Annotated in this window: 21 protein-coding genes and 1 pseudogene; 15 read left to right on the top strand and 7 right to left on the bottom strand. The window is 45.3% G+C overall.

Annotated elements, in window-relative coordinates:
• Nucleotides 1-102 precede the first annotated feature (102 nt).
• From ABTV53_RS28310 to ABTV53_RS28285, 6 genes are all read left to right on the top strand, one after another.
• The gene (locus ABTV53_RS28310; RefSeq protein ID WP_433748987.1) at nucleotides 103-1020 is read left to right on the top strand and encodes an aldo/keto reductase; all 918 of its coding nucleotides are present in this window, start codon (nucleotides 103-105) and stop codon (nucleotides 1018-1020) included.
• Nucleotides 1021-1294: 274 nt separating this feature from the next.
• Nucleotides 1295-2677 (top strand): transcriptional regulator, encoded by a 1383-nt coding sequence (locus ABTV53_RS28305; protein WP_433748985.1) that lies wholly within the window; start codon nucleotides 1295-1297, stop codon nucleotides 2675-2677.
• Between the two features lie 245 nt (nucleotides 2678-2922).
• On the top strand, nucleotides 2923-3093 hold the full coding sequence (locus ABTV53_RS28300) for an aspartyl-phosphate phosphatase Spo0E family protein (protein ID WP_017691550.1): 171 nt from the start codon (nucleotides 2923-2925) through the stop codon (nucleotides 3091-3093).
• A gap of 99 nt (nucleotides 3094-3192) precedes the next feature.
• Nucleotides 3193-3573 (top strand): GntR family transcriptional regulator, encoded by a 381-nt coding sequence (locus tag ABTV53_RS28295; RefSeq protein WP_036611682.1) that lies wholly within the window; start codon nucleotides 3193-3195, stop codon nucleotides 3571-3573.
• Entirely contained in the window at nucleotides 3570-4445 is an 876-nt protein-coding gene (locus ABTV53_RS28290; protein WP_433748981.1) for an ATP-binding cassette domain-containing protein, read from the top strand. The genes ABTV53_RS28295 and ABTV53_RS28290 overlap by 4 nt, the downstream gene beginning before the upstream one ends.
• A complete protein-coding gene (locus ABTV53_RS28285; protein ID WP_433748979.1) occupies nucleotides 4442-5140 on the top strand; it encodes a hypothetical protein in 699 nt (232 codons plus the stop codon). The genes ABTV53_RS28290 and ABTV53_RS28285 overlap by 4 nt, the downstream gene beginning before the upstream one ends.
• Nucleotides 5141-5308: 168 nt before the next feature.
• Here the strand turns inward: ABTV53_RS28285 and ABTV53_RS28280 are convergent, their stop codons facing one another.
• The 4 genes from ABTV53_RS28280 to ABTV53_RS28265 all read right to left on the bottom strand — a co-directional run bounded on the left by ABTV53_RS28280 (nucleotide 5309) and on the right by ABTV53_RS28265 (nucleotide 7531).
• Complete coding sequence (locus tag ABTV53_RS28280; RefSeq protein ID WP_433748976.1) at nucleotides 5309-5827, bottom strand: hypothetical protein; 519 nt, start codon at nucleotides 5825-5827, stop codon at nucleotides 5309-5311.
• Nucleotides 5828-5879: 52 nt separating this feature from the next.
• Nucleotides 5880-6062 (bottom strand): isocitrate lyase/phosphoenolpyruvate mutase family protein, encoded by a 183-nt coding sequence (locus ABTV53_RS28275; RefSeq protein ID WP_433754363.1) that lies wholly within the window; start codon nucleotides 6060-6062, stop codon nucleotides 5880-5882.
• Nucleotides 6055-6408: an isocitrate lyase/phosphoenolpyruvate mutase family protein gene (locus ABTV53_RS28270; RefSeq protein ID WP_433748973.1), complete on the bottom strand. Its 354-nt coding sequence runs from the start codon at nucleotides 6406-6408 to the stop codon at nucleotides 6055-6057. The genes ABTV53_RS28275 and ABTV53_RS28270 overlap by 8 nt, the downstream gene beginning before the upstream one ends.
• Nucleotides 6409-6478: 70 nt before the next feature.
• On the bottom strand, nucleotides 6479-7531 hold the full coding sequence (locus ABTV53_RS28265) for a bifunctional transcriptional activator/DNA repair enzyme AdaA (protein WP_433748971.1): 1053 nt from the start codon (nucleotides 7529-7531) through the stop codon (nucleotides 6479-6481).
• Between the two features lie 665 nt (nucleotides 7532-8196).
• Between ABTV53_RS28265 and ABTV53_RS28260 the strand changes: the two genes are divergently transcribed.
• Nucleotides 8197-8769: a hypothetical protein gene (locus ABTV53_RS28260; protein ID WP_433748968.1), complete on the top strand. Its 573-nt coding sequence runs from the start codon at nucleotides 8197-8199 to the stop codon at nucleotides 8767-8769.
• Nucleotides 8770-9082: 313 nt separating this feature from the next.
• Here ABTV53_RS28260 and ABTV53_RS28255 read toward each other — a convergent pair whose 3' ends face one another.
• Nucleotides 9083-10000 (bottom strand): phosphatidate cytidylyltransferase, encoded by a 918-nt coding sequence (locus ABTV53_RS28255; RefSeq protein WP_433748965.1) that lies wholly within the window; start codon nucleotides 9998-10000, stop codon nucleotides 9083-9085.
• 96 nt (nucleotides 10001-10096) lie between these two features.
• On the opposite strand from ABTV53_RS28255, the gene ABTV53_RS28250 reads away from it, so the two are divergent.
• Nucleotides 10097-10651 (top strand): hypothetical protein, encoded by a 555-nt coding sequence (locus ABTV53_RS28250; protein ID WP_062836632.1) that lies wholly within the window; start codon nucleotides 10097-10099, stop codon nucleotides 10649-10651.
• An 86-nt stretch (nucleotides 10652-10737) separates the two neighbouring features.
• On the opposite strand, the pseudogene ABTV53_RS28245 reads toward ABTV53_RS28250, so the two are convergent.
• Nucleotides 10738-10887, bottom strand: a pseudogene (locus ABTV53_RS28245) (VOC family protein); the annotation flags it as partial.
• A 253-nt stretch (nucleotides 10888-11140) separates the two neighbouring features.
• Between ABTV53_RS28245 and ABTV53_RS28240 the strand changes: the two are divergent.
• On the top strand, nucleotides 11141-14791 hold the full coding sequence (locus ABTV53_RS28240; protein ID WP_433748962.1) for a DUF4073 domain-containing protein: 3651 nt from the start codon (nucleotides 11141-11143) through the stop codon (nucleotides 14789-14791).
• 241 nt (nucleotides 14792-15032) lie between these two features.
• On the opposite strand, the gene ABTV53_RS28235 is transcribed toward ABTV53_RS28240, so the two are convergent.
• The gene (locus ABTV53_RS28235) at nucleotides 15033-15605 is read right to left on the bottom strand and encodes a GbsR/MarR family transcriptional regulator (protein WP_433748959.1); all 573 of its coding nucleotides are present in this window, start codon (nucleotides 15603-15605) and stop codon (nucleotides 15033-15035) included.
• 198 nt (nucleotides 15606-15803) lie between these two features.
• On the opposite strand from ABTV53_RS28235, the gene ABTV53_RS28230 reads away from it, so the two are divergent.
• The 6 genes from ABTV53_RS28230 to ABTV53_RS28205 all read left to right on the top strand — a co-directional run bounded on the left by ABTV53_RS28230 (nucleotide 15804) and on the right by ABTV53_RS28205 (nucleotide 21495).
• Nucleotides 15804-16679, top strand: a complete 876-nt coding sequence (locus tag ABTV53_RS28230) for a carbohydrate ABC transporter permease (RefSeq protein ID WP_036671737.1) — start codon at nucleotides 15804-15806, stop codon at nucleotides 16677-16679.
• Nucleotides 16680-16714: 35 nt separating this feature from the next.
• Entirely contained in the window at nucleotides 16715-17584 is an 870-nt protein-coding gene (locus ABTV53_RS28225) for a carbohydrate ABC transporter permease (RefSeq protein WP_433754362.1), read from the top strand.
• A 241-nt stretch (nucleotides 17585-17825) separates the two neighbouring features.
• Nucleotides 17826-19199: an ABC transporter substrate-binding protein gene (locus tag ABTV53_RS28220; RefSeq protein WP_433748956.1), complete on the top strand. Its 1374-nt coding sequence runs from the start codon at nucleotides 17826-17828 to the stop codon at nucleotides 19197-19199.
• Between the two features lie 96 nt (nucleotides 19200-19295).
• Nucleotides 19296-20066, top strand: coding sequence for an HAD family hydrolase (locus ABTV53_RS28215; RefSeq protein ID WP_433748953.1), 771 nt, complete (start codon nucleotides 19296-19298; stop codon nucleotides 20064-20066).
• Nucleotides 20063-20401 carry a DMT family transporter gene (locus tag ABTV53_RS28210; RefSeq protein ID WP_433748950.1) on the top strand — a complete coding sequence of 113 codons (339 nt, stop codon included), beginning with the start codon at nucleotides 20063-20065 and terminating at the stop codon, nucleotides 20399-20401. The genes ABTV53_RS28215 and ABTV53_RS28210 overlap by 4 nt, the downstream gene beginning before the upstream one ends.
• Entirely contained in the window at nucleotides 20401-21495 is a 1095-nt protein-coding gene (locus tag ABTV53_RS28205) for a metallophosphoesterase family protein (protein WP_433748947.1), read from the top strand. The genes ABTV53_RS28210 and ABTV53_RS28205 overlap by 1 nt, the downstream gene beginning before the upstream one ends.
• The last annotated feature ends 34 nt before the right edge of the window (nucleotides 21496-21529 follow it).

The raw sequence follows: 21529 nt of genomic DNA, 5'->3' as shown, positions 1-21529 counted from the left end.
CTCCATATGAATGTAGGATAAATCTATTGAAACCGATTGCAGATGTGTGTCACAATCAAAGGTAAGATACACGATAATATTCGAATATGGAGGGAAAACATCTTGAGAACCATTAAATTGGGCAGCAGCACACTGGAAGTACCCGTAGTCGCTGTCGGTTGCATGCGGATTAATTCACTGGACGGTAAGGAAGCTGAACATTTTGTTCGTTCTGCAATGGAGGTCGGCGCAAATTTCTTTGACCATGCCGATATTTATGGTACAGGAACATGTGAGGAGATCTTTGTCGAAGCAGTACAGATGAATCCCCAAGTTCGTGAAAATATGATTCTTCAATCCAAATGTGGTATCCGCAAAGGCATGTTTGATTTCTCCAAAGAGCACATCCTGAATTCAGTCGATGGCATCCTGCAACGTCTGAAAACGGAATATCTTGACGTTCTGCTGCTGCACCGTCCGGATGCATTGGTTGAGCCGGAGGAAGTGGCTGAAGCCTTTGATCAACTGGAGCGCGAAGGTAAAGTGCGTCACTTCGGGGTATCCAACCAGAATCCGAACCAGATCGAATTGTTGAAAAAGTACGTGAAACAGCCACTGGTAGCCAACCAGTTGCAGATGAGTATTACCAATACGACGATGATTGACAGTGGCATCAATGTGAACATGGAGAACGACGCTGCGGTTAACCGTGACGGCAGTATCTTGGATTATTGTCGTCTGCATGATATCACCATTCAGCCGTGGTCCCCGTTCCAGTATGGATTCTTCGAAGGCGTATTCCTGGGTAGCGACAAGTTCCCGGAATTGAATGCTAAGATCGACGAGATTGCTGCGAAGTATGACGTGAGCAATACAACGATTGCAATCGCATGGTTGCTTCGTCACCCTGCACAGATGCAACCCGTGACAGGCACGATGAATATTGAACGTCTGCAAGACTGTGTAAAAGCAGGAGATGTTCATCTCACTCGTCCAGAGTGGTATGAAATTTATCGTGCGGCAGGTAATATACTGCCTTAAATCCAAGTTATAGTGAGCATACTGACTGCTGAGTCAGTTGAGAGCGCGAGCCGATAGATGGCTCGTGTTTTTTGTCTATTTTCAGGTTTGATGCCAGGCGCCTTTCCGATATAAAATAAGGATAGGATTGTCCGTTTTAAAAAAAAGGATTAAAATGGTTTTAATACAAATTAGTTGAAATTATTATATTGACCGATACTTTTTAATTACATATAATTACTTTTGCATACCGATAATCCTGTTTATGTTTTTTATTTTGGAGGGTGGTGTTCGTTTGGAGTCGACAACCACGATACGCGATCACTTGGAAAGTTATCTGAAGCGTGAACAGATGTCCATTAGTCATTTTTCGGAAACGTCAGGGATTAATTCGGGTACGCTCAGCAATATTTTGAATAAAAATCGGCCTATTGCCATGCAGCAGTTGGATCGCATTACTTCCGCCATGAGGCTGGAAGAAGGTTACTTCTATGAGTTATACATAGATGAGTGTTTTGTACACGCGACCCCGGACTGGCGAAGACTGGGACCCTTCCTTCATCGCTGTGCCGAGTTGGACAAGTTGGACTGTATTGAAGAGGTTATTCGTCTGATGATGGATAATCTATCCTATATTCCTTTGTTATTTGATGTGGCTGAAGAATTCTACCAAGGGGGTAAATTCAAACCGGCCATCCTTCTATATGAGAACATTGCTGAAAGCGAGAAAATGCAACATTCCGAGCGGCTTGCACTCTGTCAGTATCGACTATTCCGGTTGGGACTGACCAATGATCAGCAGCGGAATCTGATTATCGCAGCCCGGTTCGAATACTATGTGGATCGGCTGGATGAGCGCTATCAATTGGATGCGCTTAACGAACTAATTAATGCATTTGCATCACTTCACAGATGGAGCAAAGTTCAGGAACTATCTGAAAAGCTGAAGGTGAAAGCAGCCATCCATTATGAGATGAATGGCCGAAGGAAACAAGAAGAGACCAAACGACCTATCGTTTTTTATATTATGTATGCGTATTTAGCCTGTGGAAGTGCCCACTTCCACTTGAACAACTATGAAATGGCATTGAAGTATGTTGCATTATACTCCGATTACAGTTGGGTGAAAGAGCCTGAACCTGAAGAAAAAGTGGTTATTCATCAGTTTCAGGAATGGGCTGAGGGTAATCGTTATATATATCAATTAATGGCTGGGCAGTTTGAAGTATTACCTGACTACCTCGCGTATATCTCAACGAAGGAAAATGAGATATTTCCAGCGCTTTGTGATATTGTAACGGCTGCGAACCGTTATGATATGAACATAGATCATGTACTCAATCAATATGAGTCATACTTCACTTATCATGAACAGAGAAATCGGATAGGGAAAGTAAGTAAGCAGGTAACCGATGATCGCTACGTTCGTCTTTTAGCTGGATTAGGCACATATTGTCTTAAAAAAGACAGGTTTGCGGAAGGATTAGATTTTGTACTGAACAGCTTGAGATTTTCTATTGAAATTAGAGATGGACGAGGTATGCTTAGAGGTGTCGGACTGTTTGAGCAATACAGGGAATATGCGTCTGACACAGCTATACAGCAGTACAAAATCTTGATTGGTGAGGTGCAGAAACTCAATGAAGAGAAAGCTGGCTTTGCTGATAGTTACATGTAGTATAATGGTGAGCATTGTAGCTCCTGTTACTGGACCTGTCCCGACTGTGGAGAATCCAGACCCTTCAATTTACCGAACAAATGATCACGGTTTAGGGACATAAGCCTGAGCCAATGGACGCTTCTGAATTCATTTCAGGAGCGTTCTTTTTTTTGTGTATCAAAGTGGAAAAATAAGTATGTCGTATCTCACATGCGCTTATGATTGGCATAATACACTAAAATATGACAAAAAGGAGGGATACTATGGATCGGCTGGATTTGATATCACGGATCGAAGATGCAAGACAGTTGTTATATCGCATGCATATGGAATACGGCAGTCTGCTTCATCCGGAAGTGATCCAGCAATCCGTAGTCCTGGACGGTCTTATTAATCAATACAACAGAGCCAAGGTAGGAAAAGCGATGAATTAAGTTCGCCTATTTACATTTGCGTTTTTGTATAATATAGTTAGTTACATGAGTAACTAACCGACTAACTGACTAATGAATACGTATGAAAGTTGGAAGCACATGAAATCGACTTTGGATGAATCTCAGCCTATTTTTCATCAGATTGCCACGATGATTATGGACGATATTGTGGAGGGCAGATTGAAGGTGGAAGAACAGGTTCCCTCAACCAATGAACTGTCACGCTTCTACAATATCAATCCGGCTACAGCCCGCAAAGGATTGCAGGAACTCGTGGACAAGGGGATTATATACAAACAGCGAGGTGTTGGAATGTTTGTTGCAAAGGGAGCAAGAGAAGCATTGCTCGTTGAACGGAAGCAAGATTTTTATGAAGAATACATCAAGCCTTTACTTGAAGAAGCCAGACGGATTCACATGAATGAAGACATGATCATTGATCTGATTCGCGGCAAGAAGGATAAGGAGAGTGAGTTATGATTCATATGGAGCAGGTCAACTACAGCTACCAGAAGACACCCGTTCTGAATCAGGTTACACTGCATGAGAGTGAGCCAATCATTAGTGCAATCTGGGGAAGAAATGGAGCGGGTAAAACAACCATGATGAGTTTACTGGCAGGTCATAACCGCCCCGACAGTGGAACCGTTCAGATCATGGGTCAAGACCCCTATAATAATCTGACTGCCCAAGAGCATCTGTGCTACATCCAGGAGAATCATCCCCTGGGTAAAAACTGGACGGTTAGTGACATGGTTCAAATGGGGCAATATTTTCATCCGCATTGGAATCAGGATTTGGCGGAACGTTTAATCAATGTGTTCGAACTACCGACGAAGAAGAAGATCATTAAATTTTCGAAAGGCATGAAGACTGCCACTCAGATTATATTAGGTCTCGCCAGTAATGCAAAGATAACCATTCTGGATGAACCCACCAATGGGCTCGATGCTGAGAAGCGTAAGTTCTTCTACAATGCGCTACTGGAAAGTTATGAAGATAACCCGCGTCTGATTCTGATATCCAGCCATCATATTGAGGAGATTCAGCCTTTATGTGAGTCCCTTATCGTTTTGCAAGCCGGAGAGGTGTTATTGAATCAGCCTATGGAAGAGATGCGCGAAAAAGGAGTTCTTCTAACAGGGAGAATTGAAGATGTTAATCGAGTCATAGCAGATGTTAAAGTTATAGAGTCTTCCCAGATGGGATCGACTGTGAAAGTGATGATTGATGAGCCCTACTCGAAAATGTGGAAGGACATCGCTCATGTGCAGGGTCTTTCCATAGAGAAAGCGACATTACAGGATTATTTGGTGAACAGGACCCGTAATCAAGAGGGGGTTAAACCATGAACGCAGTAAAAGGTACGAACCGACTGATTCGCGATGATATGCGTTTGTATCTGAGCATATTTTCATCCATCGCTCTAATGCTCACCGTCGTATATCTGGCCATTGGCTTCATATTTGATGTCTCGTATGCTACGCAACTGTTTGGTCCCATGTACGGAGGGATATGTACGTTTGCAATCGGGGGAATTATTACACTGTTTCCGGTTGCGATCGGTATGGGTAGTACACGAATTCAATTCATGAAATCCTTCTATATGAACTCGATATGGATGGTTGCAGGCACCATGATCATTCTGCATGTGGCGTATTTCCTCATACACCTGCTTCAGGAAAAAGGAGTTTTTGACGTAACCCTTTATCAACCAGGCATGTTGTATTCAAGTGAATATCACTTCTTATCCTACCTGTGGATCGATCTGATGTGCGGCTTTCTCGTACTGGGAATCTCTGTCTTCCCAACGGTTTGTTGGATGCGTTTGGGGATGCGTAACTTCTTCATTATGTTCTTTGGGGTAGGTCTAATTATCACCCTGATCGTTGTCTTTGCAGATTTTGGGGAGTGGATGAAGTGGTTTGCGAGTGTGAATATGATGACATTGTTCACCGTTCTGGGGTGCATTGGTGGTGCACTACTTCTGTCCACGTACCCGATGATGAAGAATGCGCCGCTTACCATAAAATCCAAAAAAGACTGACAGGAAACGGCTATATAAAGGAACTGTACAAGGAAGCTAAGCGAAACTTCCTGTAACCAAAAAACACGAGTGCGAACACGCCTCGTGTTTTTGCTATCATCCTAAATCACTGAATATACCTAATCTTACTCAACAATCTTTCTGCAATCCAAAATGAATCTGTTTGCGCTAAGCCTGAGCCTGCGGTTTGAATCCTTCGTCTTTGAGGTACTCGCCGGCTTCACTACGCGTTTCAAAAGCCATATCCAGATTAACACCGGAATACACATACCACATGTCATCTTCGTATTTTAAAGTCAGCGTATGTCCATCTTCATCGATCCATGTTCCACCACCCGTAGAGGTTGTAGACAAGGCAGGAGCAACAGCTTTTACTTGTTCTGGTTCTTTCGATTCAACTGCGTTGGGATTGTGAGACATCGCTTGGATCGTTTGATCTAACAAGGTGCGCAGATCTGCTTCGGAGTAATCGCGAATATTGACGAATCCTTTAGCATCGGTCTCATAGTTAGGCAGTAGTCCTGCATAGATATAACCGTTACCGTTAGGGTGAATATGGAGAGCAATAATTTTTTTATCATACGCACTATCCTCGTAGTGGAAATTAACACGACCGAGAGAAACATCTTTGCGTTGCAGTTGGGGATACGATTGTAGCACTTCAAGCTTTTGGTCCACGTTAAGCATAATTGCCTCCTAGATATTGTTGGGTAGGGGTGATTATACCATAGGTGTTCGCTTATGACGATTCGGAACTACTCATCAAAATGCTTCGCCCCAGTTCTTTCAGGTGTTCCATAACTTGCAGATAGGGATAAGGTCCATAGCTTACACGTGCTACACCCAGTGCGGCAAGCTGTTTGGGTGAAGGCTCAGGAGATGTAACCATAACGTTAATTGGCAGCGGTGAACGCTCACACAATTCCTGAATCAGTTGGTGATCCTGCAAACCGGGTACAAACAGACCACTTTTGCTTCACTTCTGACACAGACCTCCCATACCCTCCCTCTATATCGATCGTTACAGGCAGGTCTACGCTCGCTGTAATCCGTGCGAGATTGGCAAGCACCAGATGGAAAGGCATGGCTTCACCATCTTGCTCACCATGGGCCGCAGCAACGGACCAGCTTCCGGTTGCAATGGCCGCTGCTCCAGCGGAGTGCATGGCTTGTGCGCTTCCGGCATCCCATACATTAACGAGAACAAGTGGTTTTCCTTTCACATGGTATTGTTGGAATAACGCTGCTTTTTCCTCTAAGGTACTCATATTATGTTGACTCTCCTTTGTTATATCCATGCATTCATTGAACATTTCTTGTGCAATTTAATTCTGATTTTCAGCTACCCTGTTTTTGTTTCTCGTGAGTCAAAAGCCAATTTTTGCGAGTTAATCCTCCGCCGTATCCGCCCAGCTCACCACTGGCATTGATTACACGGTGACATGGAATCACAATTGCAAGCTGATTGGCCCCATTTGCCTGTGCCACAGCTCGGCAAGCTGTCGGTTTTCCCAGTGCATTTGCGATATCCTGATATGACCTCGTTTCACCAGCCGGAATGGCTATGAGCACATCCCATACCTGTTTTTGAAATGGTGTTCCTAAACAGAACAACGGTGTGTCGAATGCTGTCCGAATACCTTGAAAGTACTCGTTTAGTTCACGCTCAATGGACTGGATGGGAGCTGTAGTGCCGGGTACAATCGCTGATTTGGTTCGTTTGCGCAGGCGCTCAACCTCGCGTTCCAGACCTCTACGGTCCACAAATTCCAGTAAATATAGCGACACCTCATCTGCAATGGCCATCATCGGGCCGAGGCGGGTGTCAATCCAGGACGCTTTTAGGATATGACCTTCATCGACTTGTGTAGGGGCGGCACCCATGATCCGTGAAAAGGCATCGCGGAAGCCGCTGCTTGATTCATATCCCGTAGATAATTGGCTATCAATCACGGTGCGGCCCGAGCGAATATTTTTCAGGGCAAGTCCCATGCGTCGGGCGCGGGCATATTCGACAAAGGTCATGCCGAACCGCTTCTTGAACTGACGGCGCGCCGTGGATTCGTCGATGGATAGGGCCTTGAAATCTTGTCCTTTCCAGCGTTTCTCCGGATTTTTCTCCACAGCCTCCACTAATATGCGAACGACATCGGATACTTGGTTGGGGTGAGAGAGCGGGCGACATCGCTGGCAAGGACGATAAGAGGCCAGAAGTGCCTGCTGAGCCGTCTCATAGAATTCGCAGTTTTCGAATTTGGGTTTTCGGGCAGGGCATGTTGGACGACAGAACACACCTGTGGTTCGGACTCCAACATAGAATAAACCCTCGTATTCCGAATCCTTGGCCACAAGCGCCTCGTAATATTGTTCCTTCAGATCAGCAGAAATCATGGGGGCACGTCCTTACTCATTAGAATCTTTATCTATAACCTATTATAGAAAAACGTTGCAGCAAGCATCGCCGAAAATCAGGCATGAATATTGGATAGAATAAATTGGATTGGAGATGGAATCCGTTTATACCAAAACGTTCGAGTCTCGCACCATGTATGTTAAAAAGCTATTCTTACAGCGTGTGAAGACGCCAACCTGGCTATTGAAGATCGTCACCATAACTCTAATTATAATCATAGGGTGTAGTCGTGTATTCACTGCATTTGCCGGGGATGAAGCAGTCTCATACTGAATTTATTAATCATTTACATATAATGGAGCTTCATGAGGGACGATATGGTGTAGTGATTAATAAGTGGTGTGCTATATAAGTTGAACTAAAGAATATTTACACTGACACTACGATGACAGAATAATCTTCCAATCGCTGTTATCCCCGGATTTTCCCTTTTCTTAAAGGGAAAATCCGGGGATAGCGTAGCTTCCGATGCAGCTTTCTTTCAGAGAGCTTTTAGGCGAAGTGTATGCTTTCGAAGTAGCTTTCTTGCAGAAAGCTTGTAGCTTCGCTTTTTCAGGTTTTTTCTGTCCTCTCCGTTATCGTGTAAATGATTAGTTCAACTGATATAGATATATGTGCTGTAGATAGATGAAGGGAGAATGAGATGATGAAAATAAATATAAAGAAATCTGCACTTTGCATGTCTGTGCTATGTATTTCGTTATTAGTCACTGCCTGTGGCACTAGTGGAGAATCCGTTCAGGAGCATGCCTATCCGCAATCGAAGCAACCCGTAGAGGAAGCTGGAGAAAACTCTGTTCCGAATGCGGATGCGAAGAATAACAATAGCCAAGGCAGTGCCAGTGGTGATGAGGGCAAGCCTACGGCTCAATCGGAATCAACGGAACTGTCTGAGCAGATTGATATCGTCATTGACCAGTCGGAGAAACCGAGCGAGGTTAACAGCTTTGATTTTGGAATTAAACAGGTTCCGAAAGGGTATACACTTACGGAGATGCGATGGACATCTAACACGGTGACGATTGTAAATTCGCTACAGGAAGCCATTGAACATGGTGCCAATGGTGATGAGGGGTTTTACTTTAGCGGCAATGGACAATTCTCTGGCTTTATCTATTCGGATGAGATGAAGGGTGAGCGCGGTAAAGCTACGTTTGTGTTCACGAATGATGAGGGGAACGAAATCATGTCCGAGAAAGAAATTACGTTGAAGTAGCAGGCATATCATGAAGGCTCCGTCTGGAGCCTGTTGAACAGGAAAAGCAGCCACTGGGGCTGCTTTTTTTGACATACCTAATTACAAAATCGCCGATCTATCTGTTGCGACATCTATAAAGATTGAACTGAAGATTTACACGAGAACGTAGAGGGCAGAAATAACCAGAAGAAGCAAAGCGTTCGCCTTTATACCCTGATTTTCACCTTTATAAAATTAATTAAAAAATCGGGGGATAACAGCGATCTGAAGGTTGTTCTGTCATCGGAGTGGCAAGTGTAAAAATTACTTTTTAGTTCAATTTATATAGTTGCTACATAAAGTCAAAGAAATAACGGACCACGTGGAACATTACCGGAGAGGTGTAGGTCAGGCTGTCGACCCGGCTCAGGTAGCTTTTTTTGAGCGAATCCAACTTGTTGTCATCCCCAATTAACAGATCACGCTTCAGTACAGACACCGTCAGACTGCCGAAGAATCCGGCCAAACTGATCAGCGCTCCGATGAATAGCGAGAATTTCCAATCAAATGGTGTCAGGTAGGGATGGATGAAATAAGATGTTGCTGTCGTTACAATAAATGCACAGGCGAACCCTTCCCAGGTGACAAACGGATTGGCGGTAGGCACCACTTTTCGTCTGCCCAGATAGAGAGAGACGAGATAGTGCACCACATCGTTAAGCTGTGTTAACACAACCAGGAACAGTACCAGCTTGGACCCGTACTCCGGTGTAGCGAACGGGAAATAGGCCAGGTGGCTCAGTCCGAACACCATCAGCATCAGTCCCCATTGTGTGGAGCTGACACTGCGCAGGAAACCGACCGTACCTTTGTTGATCAGGCGTGGCAAGGGCAGCACCAGGAACACATATAGTGGAATAAACACGATAAACATGCCATACCATCCAATGTAGATCCAGTAGAACTGAACCGGAATCGCCAGATACGCCCATAGGAACAGCCTGCGGTCGGCTTTGCGTGTGCTGCGAATCATGGAGAAGTATTCTTTGAGTGAGAAGAATGCAAGCACCATGAGAGAAATCAGCGATACAATGGGGTTGAATAAGGTAGCGAGGCAGAAAATCACGAACATGCCCCACCAGGTTTTGATTTTTTGGCCGATGCCTGAATAGTCTTTGCTTGGCTGAAGCTTTGCTATAATTTTGTACACGATATGTATCACCAGTAAAGCTGTGAAGATTAACGTTAGTGTAAAGAGTGAACTGCTCACGAACCGATCACCTGCTTATTCAAAGTAAGATTCCATTATAGGGCACCTATGTTATTATGAAGGAATAGTGACAACTTGATAAGGGGAAATTTTGCTATGACGGATGAACGCTCCATTTATATTCTGCTTACAAATACAGGAACGTTGTTTACCAAGGTTATTCAGAGTTATACCCGAGCGCCATATAATCACGCATCGATCTCATTTGACCGGGAGTTAACCGAGCTGTACAGCTTCGGCCGCAAGCATCCGAGTAATCCGCTGAATGGCGGGTTTGTGAAGGAAGATATTCAGACAGGTACATACAGCAAGTATCCCAATACCACATGTGTCATATACGAGCTTCAGGTGACGGATCGTGAAGTGGAAAAGATGAAACGCGTGCTGCACATCTTCATCCGCAGCCGCCAGAAATATATGTACAATCTGCTCGGCGTGATTGGCATTACACTCAAGGAACCGGTGGAGTTCAGCAACTCCTACTTCTGCTCCCAATTTGTAGCTGAGATTCTACAGCGTTCGGGAATCAAATTGTGGAATAAGCTGCCTGCGCTGGTGACACCGGATGATTTTCGCCAGAGTGAACGATTGCAATTGGTCTATGAAGGAAAGTTAAGCGAGTATACGCTGGGGAATGCAGAGCAAGAGTAGGTGCGTGTGCTGATGCTTGCCAAGGAAGTCCAATCATGAAATAGCCTGCTGCCACGGATGACGAGGCAACAGGCTGTTTGTGTACTTCATATGGATAATGGTGAGGATGAGGATCGGTCGAAATCAACCTCTTCCAGGAATTCGATCACTTCACCATTTGGACTGTGGACAAGCGCATTTCTAACCCGAAGAGCAGGTTCGCCAAGCGATATCCAATCCGGTTCAACATAGGCCTTCAAATACCTTAATACAGGTGTGCTGATCGGGAGAGATCAGCATACATGCGCGATAGTCTGATAGTAGGTCTTAGATGACATGTTTAACGAAAAGAATGTTGAATTATGACGAAAAAAAAATGAAATAAACCCCCATTTTTCATATACATTATGGAAATAAGACCTTTTATTTCCTTCAATGTTCAGAATCCGTTCAGAGTTGTGCACTACAATAGGCCTATCTTTTGAAAGCGAGATTAGGGGGATAAGAAATATGCAGTACAGAAAAATAGTGAAGATATTGCTCATTTTGCTATTGGTAGCACCATGGTTGGCACCAGTAGGAAAGGTTAGCGCAGAAGTATCGTATCCGGTACCGGGGAAAGATGGTCTAATTACAGTAAAGAACATCGGTGATGACTCGGTTGAACTAAGTTGGGAGTATGCCAAGTCAGTTACAACGTCTTCACCTGATCTGAATTATCAAGTATTCGTCTCCCAGGCACCTAATATCAAAGATATGGAGGAAATCAGCGGATTTCCACAATACGCCTATGGTAATTGGGTTGGTGGTAGCGATTCCGAAACAGGTACATTCACCAAAGTGATCACGGATTTAGTCGAAGGGGAAACGTACTATTTTAATGTAATCGTTCAGGATAGAAATAATATGGAAATTGCATACCAGATGCAATCCATAACATTTACATCGAATACCTTGCTAAGCGAATTCAACAATGTTATTGGGGCAAATTTTGATGCCTCAAGAATAAGTGAGCTACTTCAAAATACGAGCTTCATCACCATGGTTCCAGCATTTGAATCCCTCCCTTCTGATGAACAGAATGCACTCATATCGTTAGTGGGACATTCCCATCTACCAGATGGTAAGTATCTGAACACGGATCAAATTCAATTTACGGTTGATCTGGCATTCCAAGGTCTATTAGTTATGCGTGAACATCAATTGCCTGTTATGCAAGCTAAGCTAACCTCTTATTTTGAGAAACTAGCTAGTGCGAACAATGTGTTCAGCCCAGCGTATTTAAGTGCGATTCAGCCACAACTGTATCAGTATCTATTGGGGCCCGATCTGGATAAAAACATATTATCATATTCAGTTAATCTAGATAGAATTGGAAATGATTTATCACTAGAACAGTCTGTGACAAATCTCAACATGATGCTTAGTCAAAGTTTCTATTTCACCAAAGCATCCACGACTAACGAAATGAATGAAGCTTTAACAGGGCTATATAAAATTCAACAAAAAGCGGAGCAATATAAGGGAACTCCTAAGGAGAGCCTCATAGGGATATTCCCGCTTGATTTCCATAAAATGCAGATTATTTCTTCTAATGTTGCGGAAATGGAACGGTTGTCAAAGTGGATGTTGGATAGAAAGCCAAATGGGGGTTACACCAATTACAGTGAGATACAAATAGCTTTCAATAACTTCTTCTTCCCGATGATTCCACCACTACCGACATTCCCACCATTCCCACCAATTCAGCCAATACCGGTAGCACCAGCAGTAAGCGTAGATGACAATGCAAATGTCATTGTTGATGCCGATGAGACTATGGAATACACTCAGAACAATGGCGAAAATTGGTTTGATTACAGCTCCACGAACCCACCCCAATTTGAAGGGAATACAACGGTATGGGTTCGTGTTAAGGCAAACGGAAGTAATACTGCAAGCCTCTATAAGATCTTGGTCTTTACTTCGGATCCTTTGAGAGTTATCAACGAAGCGAGAGCTACGAAGAATACTGATGCTGTCCTGGGAGCCATTACTCAACCGGAATGGTTGGATCTTCCGGCTGGCTTTGACACTCTCCAACCTGAGGAGAAGAAAGCCATAGCTAATGTGGTAATGACCTTTTTACCGAGTGACTATGCCTATAATCTTAAGAAACAAGTAGAATATGCTGTGGAAATCGGATATAAAGGCATCCAAACGATCAAACAAACAGACAGGATTCTTTTCCAACAGCATTTGAATGAGTTCTATTCCCTTTTTGTTGAGTCAACAGAGTACTTTGAATATCCAGGGATGGAAATGTTTAAAGAGTTAGGTCAAAAATATTTAAATGCATCCAATGTGGATAAAGAGTTGCTTGCTTATACCGCGAAACGTCTGTTTCAGGGTTCGGATCTTTCAATTGAACAGGTTTACGGTGCTTCTTTAATGTTAGTCATGAATTATTCCTACATTAATGATGCTCTGGACGTTAGCGAGATGCAGAATGCCATGCTAATGCTATACAGCTTACAGCAATCTACTGAGGCGATGGAACCTTACGAACCTTTCCTGCTTAAGTTGAATGCTATGAAGGATCTAGTAGAAGATGAGAATCGAATGGGAAAACTGGCTAAATGGATGCTGGACCGTAAGCCTGCTAACGGATACAGCAGTATTAGCGAAGTGCAGATAGCATTTGATCGTTTCTTCGATCAGGTCATTATTATTAATCCAACACCAACACCAACACCAACACCAACACCAACACCAACACCAACACCAACACCAACACCAACACCAACACCAATACCATCAACTGGCGGTGGAAGTGGAGGAGGATCTTCACCTGTAACGTCTACACCTGCACCAACAACGAAACAAGAACAGATCGTGGTAGATGTCAACGGGACTAACGGCACTAATCTGACCAAAACACCGATCACACGTACAACCGAAACCAACGGCACGATTAAAGATCAGGTGAAAATGACCGAACCGATTGCCAAGGAATCGGTGGAAAAAGCGAAGCAATTGAACATGAACACCGCACGCATTGTCATCCCAGATACCAAAGATTCCGTGTCCGAGACACGTATTGAACTGCCTAAAGCAGCGGTAAAAGAACTGAATGATGGTTCACTCAAGCTGGAGATTTCCACTGGAAATGTAGTGATTTCCGTTCCAACGAATTCCATCGCTGGATTTGATCAAGACTTGTACTTCCGCGTTGTACCTTTGAAAAAGGAATCGGAGCGCAAAGAAGTCGAAGAACGTGCGAAGAAAGAGCAATTGATCCAACAGGTTGCTCCAAACACGAATGTGCGCGTATTGGCTCGTCCGGTAGAGATCGACACGAATATGCAGAGCCGCGAAGTGACACTTACGTTGCCACTGCGTGACAGTCTGCCAACTGATCCGGCTGCTCGTCAGCAAGTATTGGACAACTTGGCAATCTACATCGAACACAGTGACGGCACAAAAGAATTGATTCAAGGCAAATTGGTGCAACTCGCGAATAACAGCGAAGGCATTGAGTTTACTGTAACAAAATTCAGTACGTTCACCCTCGTTGTTGTGGATGGACTGAAAGCTTCACAAAGTACAAATCAACCGTACATCCAAGGTTTTGGTGAAGATTTCCGCCCAGATGCATTCGTAACACGTGCACAGATGGCAGCCATGCTGGCTCGAAATCTTTCAATTGAAGCAGCAAGTTCCGCGAATAGCGTGAGCTACAAGGATGTATCTGCGATACACTGGGCAACAAATGAAATTCAAAAAGCACAATCCGTAGGTATCATGAACGGCATGAGCAACACTCAATTTGCACCGGAAAGTTCGATCACCCGTGCACAGATGGCGACGATTGCGTATCGCTGGATGCAGCAACAAGCGAGTGCAACAACCGTGAATGGAACAGCAGTTTCCTTCACAGACGTATCCGCAGACCTGTGGGCAGCAGAAGCCATTGCTTACGTGCAATCTGCGGGCCTGATGGTCGGATATAATGATGGTACATTCAAACCAGACAGCAAGCTGACGCGTGCTGAAGCGGTGAAAGTGTTGAACGTACTGTTCAACCGCACACCACTAACTGGCGCAGGTACGTCAACGTTCAGTGATGTACCAGCAACACATTGGGCATATGCAGATATTGAAGCTGCAGCGCAAAAGTAATATTTTCAAAAGAAAAAAAGGGGTCATTAACGCAGTAGCATATGGAAAAGAGAACCCCTAATGACGGATAGGATATGACAATACAATAGATAGAATAGAAAAAGGAGCTGTTCCAAAAGCCATACATTGGCTAGGAACAGCTCCTTTTTGCGGTTTAGTGTGACTCAACAATCGTACGTCAGATCGTCTAGATTCATTAGCGTGTGGGTCACCCATTAGTTATTCTGTTTACACAGTTGTACTACTCTTTATCGGGCGTGTGTGCAGCATTCTCGTAAAATTTACCGTCCCGCAATTGATTCACGAATCCTTGGAGCCACACATAATACTGCTCTGCGTGTTGGAGTTTGTGCAGATCACGCAGTGCATCATCCCGATCTTCGGAAGAGGTATGCTCCGAAAGAATCATTGCGGACAGGTCCGGAATGACCTCACGAATGCCTTCTAACATGACATCCACTTCCCGTTGGAGCTTCGACCCAAAGAAATTTTGAAATGTACGATAGAAGTCGGTCTCAGCCAGATACTGATCCTGACGGTCCTTCTTCTCCTCCAGTTTATAGATCATCTGTGACTCCGTAAGTGACCGAACCGCATAGCTCATGTTGCTCTTGCTCATATTCATCGAGTTTTTCATTTCTTCAAGTGTCATCGGTCGATCCTCAAAATACATGATGCCGTATAATTTGCCAAACGTATGATTAACTCCATACAGATCCATCGTATTGGCGATGGCCTCAATGACTCTCTCCCTCAGCGCATGCCGATCAGGTAACGAAGAATGATTCGGGTTCCCGGCAAGTTCTTTTCCCACAATGTCACCTCTGGTTTATGATAGCGTTCCCACTAGCTGCCTCATATTTTACATGACTTGCTTCAATTTTAACATAAGCCGGAATTAGAATTTTCAATACAAGTGTACAATTAATTTTGTACAGAAGAAATATAAAGCTGATTATACTCAAAAATTCCCAATCATTAAAGAAAAATTGGACAGTAAGGAGTGGGGGATTTGCGTTTAAAACTATGGAGGGAGTCTGAGGCGGTCCTATTCACGCTGCCAGCTCTAATCCCATTGCTGATCTTCTGGCTGGGACCTCTGGGATATATCGTTTATCTCAGTTTCACCGATTGGGATTTCATGAGCCCGGACAAGCTGTTCGTTGGGTTGGACAATTACAGTTATCTGCTGACAAACTCTGAATTCTATCGATCACTGAAAGTAACCTTGTTATTCGGACTGGGCAGTGTAATCCCAACCATTGTGGGCGGATTGGCGCTTGCGATGCTCATGAATAGCAAAATCAAATCATCCGGCATCTTCCGGACATTACTCTTCTCACCTTGGGTTACCCCAACAGTTGCGGTGTCCATTGCGTGGTCCTGGATCTTCGAGCCCGAAGTGGGGCTGGCTAATCTCATGCTGGGCTGGGTAGGCGTATCTCCCATCGGTTGGTTGCGTGACGCGGACTGGGCACTGGTTGCCGTTCTGATCGTCACCCTTTGGAAGTCGATTGGATGGGCGATGGTATTTTATCTCGTTGCGCTACGAAATCTACCGTCCGATCTGCTCGAAGCAGCTTCAATCGATGGAGCCAACGGTTGGGACAAGTTCAGAAGTATCACATTGCCGCTGATCTCACCAACAACATTCTTTCTATCGATTATTCTTACCATCCAGTCCTTGCAAGCCTATGACCAGATTAACGTCATGACGCAGGGTGGACCGGCGGGATCAACGAGAACGTTGCTGTACATGTATTACCAGTCTGCATTCGAATCCTTTAATGTAGGTGAGGCTTCGTCCATCGCCGTTGTGATTATTCTGATCTGCGTGTTGCTGTCGGGAGTATCGTTCCTGCTTGGCAGACGTCTGGTGCACTACTAATGACAATGACATTGCCCAACAAAAAGTCTAAACGGATGAAGCGCAAGGAGTTGCAGAACGTGTCACAACCGAATTTTAAAATAACTAAAATGATCCGCTACCTCCTGTTAGCCGTTATCGCGCTGGGTACAGCCTTTCCCTTCTATTGGATGGTCATTAGCGGATTCAAAACCAATGATGAGATCTGGCAGTTTCCGCCGACCTTCTGGCCGGAGACGTTCCTGTGGAGCAACTATGTGGATGCCTGGAATGCGGCACCATTTGCCCGTTACATCCTGAACAGTACTGGGGTTGCCTTAGCCATCTGTCTATTTCAGATCGTCAACTCCAGTATGATGGCGTACGCCCTGACACATATGAAATTCCGTCTCAAAGGTGTACTGACATCCCTGATTCTCGTGGGTTATATGATACCGAGTACGGCCGTGTATCTGCCTAGTTACCTGGTACTTAGCGAACTTAACCTGCTGGATTCCTACACAGGCTTGATTGTATCCAACTGTGTCAGCGTGTTCTCGATCTTCCTGATCCGGCAGGCGTTCATGCAGGTATCTCATGAATTGGTGGAAGCCGGACAGCTGGACGGTGCATCTCACTTCCGGATTCTCTGGACGATTATCACGCCGCTTGTTCGCTCAAGCTTCGCTGTGATGGTTCTAATTACGTTTATTGAACAGTACAACAACTATTTCTGGCCTATGCTCATCACCAAAGACCCTGATTTACAGCTGGTATCGGCTGGTCTGCGCAGCTTCTTTGTAGAAGGCGGAGCATATGGACTGGCTTGGCCACAGATTATGGCTGCGAGTGCCTTCACCATCGCACCCCTACTTATTCTCTTCCTGTTCACCCAGAAGACGATCATGCAGAGCGTGAATATTACGGCTGGTGTGAACAAGAACTGAGATTAACTACCTTACTATATAAATTGAAATAAACATTTACACAAAACGGAGAGGACAGAAATAATCTGAAGAAGCGAAGCGCTCGCCTTTATCCCCGGATTTTACCTTTATAAAAAGGAATCAAAAAAATCTGGGGATAACAGCGATCAGAAGGTTGTTCTGTCATTGGAGTGGCTAGTGTAAATATTGTTTAGTTCAATTTATGCAAACTACCATTTCACCTAAAACGGGAGGAACAACAATGAATTGGAGTCAGGCAAGCATGACATGGAAAAAGAGATTGAGGTTGAACTGGAAGGGGGGCATGTCGCTGGTACTCGCGACCAGCTTTGCACTGCTAACCGCTTGTGGAACACAAGCACCCGTAGAATCAGGCACGACGGCTACTGCCAGTGGAACCGAAACTCAGGCGAAAGATCCGGTGGAGATTGAGTTCTGGTATGGTCTGGGTGGTAATCTGGGCGATAACATGAAAAAGACGATTGATGCGTTCAACGCCTCCCAGAACGAAGTCGTTGTAAAAGGGATTGTACAAGCAGATTACACGGAAACGGAACAGAAGCTGCAAGCAGCAATTGCTTCCAAGAAGGTTCCAGCCGCTGTACTCAGCTCCAATATAGACTGGGCACGCAAAGGATATTACGCACCCATGGATGAGATGATTGCCGCTGATCCGAATTTTAACAAAGACGATTTCATTCAAACATTCCTGAACCAGGGACAGGTGGATGGAAAGCAATACTTTTTGCCAATGTACGGTACAACCCAGATCATGTATTACCGCATGGATACGTTCAAGGAGAACGGAATCGACCCAGCGAGTCTGACGACATGGGAGAAGCTGGCTGAGGCAGCTGCGAAGATGAGCAAGCAAGAGAATGGCAAGACCACCTTCTACGGTTGGGAACCGATGTGGGGTAGAGACAATATGATTGATGCCGTGCTGGGTAAGGGCGGACAGATTCTTAGCGACGATGGCAAAACCGTCATGATCGATTCCCCGGAATGGATCGAGACATGGGACATGTTCCGTAAATGGATCAACGAAGACAAGATTATGGGCATTCACTATGGAGGTCAGGGCTGGGAGTACTGGTACAAAACGATTGATGATGTGATGAAAAATAAAGCAGCGGGTTACACCGGATCTAGTGGTGACCAAGGTGACTTGGACTTTAGCGTAGTCGCTGCGATGCAACAACCAGGCTGGGAAGGTATTGGTGAAGGAAAACCGGTAGCAAGTGCCATTTCAGCAGGTATTCCGTCAGCAGCGAGTCCAGAGCAACAACAGGCAGCTTACAAGTGGCTTACGTTTTTCTCCGAAACTTCGAACACAGCTTCATGGTCCATGAACACCGGATATATCGCAGTTCGTCAATCAGCTCAACAAGATCCAGAGTTCATGAAATTCAGTGAGGAAAATCCACAGATCACCGTACCACTGCAACAGGCAGCTCACGCTTCGGCTCCATTCCAGGATCCAACGGGTGGCAAGATCAATGATGCATTGAAGGATGCAGCTGATCAGGTACAGATCAATAATATGCCAGCAGAACAAGCGCTGAAGGAAGCAAAAGAGAAAGCGCAGAAGGAACTGGATCGTGTAACAAAATAATAAACTTATTCAGGCACGTGAATGAAGCGAGTAGGGGCGGTACATGCTGTACCGTCCCTTCCGTTCATACAAGATTGCAGACAAGGAGTTTAACCAATGCAAGATGAAACGCATGTAGACGGATTACCGAATCCGATTGAAGCTGTTTTGTTTGACAAGGACGGGACATTACTTGATTTTACAGGCATGTGGGGGTTCTGGACCGATTGTGTGTTAAACGACTTCAGAGAACAGTTAGCGACTAGAGGACTCCGTATCAACACAGATGAACTTCCACAGATCTGGGGGACTTTCCACGATGACCAAGGCCGTATGAATGGGTATGATGTGCGGGGGCCGCTTGCCATGGGCACGATGGATGAAGTGTATGCCGTGCTGACGTGGCATGGATATCGTGCGGGTCTCAGCTGGGCGGAAGCTAAGATCATGGTTCGGGAATGTTTGGCGCGGGCGGAGGAAGAGATGGAACAGCATCGTCCGGCACGTCCCTTACCGGGAGTTCAAGAATTCCTTGAACAGTGCCGTAGCGAAGGTGTCGTTATGGGCGTCGTGACGGCAGATGATACACCAAGTGCGATTAAACATTTGCAGTGGATGGGGCTGGATTCCTTTTTTGACGTGGTGATTGGTACCGATCTGGTGGAGCGGGGGAAACCATATCCCGATATGCTTCTGCTTGCCTGTGAAAGGTTGGGAGTATCTGTACAGCATACTGTGGTTATTGGAGATACGGACGGAGACATGGAGATGGCACGAGCCGCTGGTGCGGGGTACCGGATTGGCATTGGAGAACCGGGAACAATCCGTTTGGCGGACAGAACGATTCAATCTTTCCATGAATTGCTGAATGGTGGGCTGAATCGATGACGAATAGTCATGCTTACTTGGGCTGGGTCCTGTTGGCACTGGCCATTGGGCTGGAGCTTAGTGCTACCATTTTGCTAAAAGTATCAGATGGATTCTCGCGGTTATGGCCGTCGGTGTTGATGTTTGTTTGTTATGGCGCAAGCTTTACCTTTCTCAACTTTGCAGTGAAGTATATGCCGCTGGCTGTAGCCTATGCGATATGGTCTGGCGTGGGGATTACGCTTATTGGCGTTGCAGGGCATTACTTTTTTGGTGAACGTCTGCGGCTCACGTCGATGGTATGGATCGGTTTTATCCTGATTGGCATTATTGGACTGAAATGGAGTGATTCTTGATGAAAAATGAACATATACCGGAGCAACCTATTGCCAGTTTCCAGGTCATTACGGACACACATGTGCGAGATGAGGCAGACCATATTCATAACCGGCATCTGGACCAAGCATTAGCCGACATAGCTACATTCAGTCAGGGGAGCAGCGGGATTATGCATGTGGGTGATGTGACGGATCGGGGGCTGCCAAGCGAATATCGTGAGTTGCAACGCATATGGAAGCAACATGCGAACAACTTGCCGGATATCCGGTACACGGTAGGTAATCATGATATTGGCGCCGTGGTATGGCAAGATCCGCCGATCGTTTTGCTTGAGATGAAAGAGGATGAAATAGCCGAGTTGTTGGAGCAAGAGGCAGATATGGGGCTGGTCACAAAACAAACTGCTGCTGAATCAGCTGCACTCATTGAGCAACTATCCGGCGGGACCTATACGTTGTCTGCTGTAACTTCTGAGCAAGAGGGCCAAGACGGGGCAACTATCTCGCCATTAGTCGACCCTATTACAGTTGCCGGGTTGTGGCAGCGACGATTGCGTGATTTTGAAGGGACAACAGGTATGAAGGGCGCGTACCATGATCATTGGATCGATGGCTATCATTATATTTTCCTGGGCACGGAGCAACCTCATCCGAAGGATTGTGATATGTCGGCTGAACAATTGGCATGGCTGAAGGCAAAATTGTCTGAGCGTGCAACGCCAGAACATCCCATCTTCATTTTCTTACACCAGCCGCTGATGGATACGGTGGCAGGATCGATGAAGGAACAGGGTTGGTATGGTGTGAATCAGGATGCGGAACTTAAAGAGGTTCTGGCCAACTATCCGCAAGCGATCCTTTTCTCGGGACATACCCATTGGCAACTGGAAGCAAAGCATACGATGTACGATGGTGCGGGGCACATGCCAACCATGTTTAATGCGTCCTCTGTAGGTTATCTCTGGACAGATGAGGATGAGCATCTGGAGGGCAGTGAGGGGCTTCATGTGGAGATTTATAAGGATCGAGTCGTTGTGAAGGGACGGGACTTTGTCGCGGGCAAATGGATCGAGGGTGCTGAGTTTACGGTGCGTTATCCAGTAGAAGAGTAGTGTTATTTGGTTGGGGCTGGGGAATCAAAGGGAA

The organism is Paenibacillus amylolyticus, from assembly GCF_050990605.1.
Lineage (GTDB): Bacteria > Bacillota > Bacilli > Paenibacillales > Paenibacillaceae > Paenibacillus > Paenibacillus amylolyticus_H.
The sequence above is the reverse complement of the archived record's forward strand: the minus strand, read 5'-3'. Positions and strand labels throughout refer to the sequence as shown.

What these genes read in the sequence shown, in the direction of transcription:
- ABTV53_RS28240 (WP_433748962.1), top strand. Translation starts at nt 11,141, where the DNA reads ATGCAGTACAGAAAAATAGTGAAGATATTGCTCATTTTGCTATTGGTA.
- ABTV53_RS28220 (WP_433748956.1), top strand. Translation starts at nt 17,826, where the DNA reads ATGAATTGGAGTCAGGCAAGCATGACATGGAAAAAGAGATTGAGGTTG.
- ABTV53_RS28210 (WP_433748950.1), top strand. Translation starts at nt 20,063, where the DNA reads ATGACGAATAGTCATGCTTACTTGGGCTGGGTCCTGTTGGCACTGGCC.
- ABTV53_RS28260 (WP_433748968.1), top strand. Translation starts at nt 8,197, where the DNA reads ATGATGAAAATAAATATAAAGAAATCTGCACTTTGCATGTCTGTGCTA.
- ABTV53_RS28225 (WP_433754362.1), top strand. Translation starts at nt 16,715, where the DNA reads ATGAAGCGCAAGGAGTTGCAGAACGTGTCACAACCGAATTTTAAAATA.
- ABTV53_RS28265 (WP_433748971.1), bottom strand. Translation starts at nt 7,531, where the DNA reads ATGATTTCTGCTGATCTGAAGGAACAATATTACGAGGCGCTTGTGGCC.
- ABTV53_RS28295 (WP_036611682.1), top strand. Translation starts at nt 3,193, where the DNA reads ATGAAATCGACTTTGGATGAATCTCAGCCTATTTTTCATCAGATTGCC.
- ABTV53_RS28270 (WP_433748973.1), bottom strand. Translation starts at nt 6,408, where the DNA reads ATGAGTACCTTAGAGGAAAAAGCAGCGTTATTCCAACAATACCATGTG.
- ABTV53_RS28215 (WP_433748953.1), top strand. Translation starts at nt 19,296, where the DNA reads ATGCAAGATGAAACGCATGTAGACGGATTACCGAATCCGATTGAAGCT.
- ABTV53_RS28290 (WP_433748981.1), top strand. Translation starts at nt 3,570, where the DNA reads ATGATTCATATGGAGCAGGTCAACTACAGCTACCAGAAGACACCCGTT.
- ABTV53_RS28205 (WP_433748947.1), top strand. Translation starts at nt 20,401, where the DNA reads ATGAAAAATGAACATATACCGGAGCAACCTATTGCCAGTTTCCAGGTC.
- ABTV53_RS28250 (WP_062836632.1), top strand. Translation starts at nt 10,097, where the DNA reads ATGACGGATGAACGCTCCATTTATATTCTGCTTACAAATACAGGAACG.
- ABTV53_RS28300 (WP_017691550.1), top strand. Translation starts at nt 2,923, where the DNA reads ATGGATCGGCTGGATTTGATATCACGGATCGAAGATGCAAGACAGTTG.
- ABTV53_RS28285 (WP_433748979.1), top strand. Translation starts at nt 4,442, where the DNA reads ATGAACGCAGTAAAAGGTACGAACCGACTGATTCGCGATGATATGCGT.
- ABTV53_RS28280 (WP_433748976.1), bottom strand. Translation starts at nt 5,827, where the DNA reads ATGCTTAACGTGGACCAAAAGCTTGAAGTGCTACAATCGTATCCCCAA.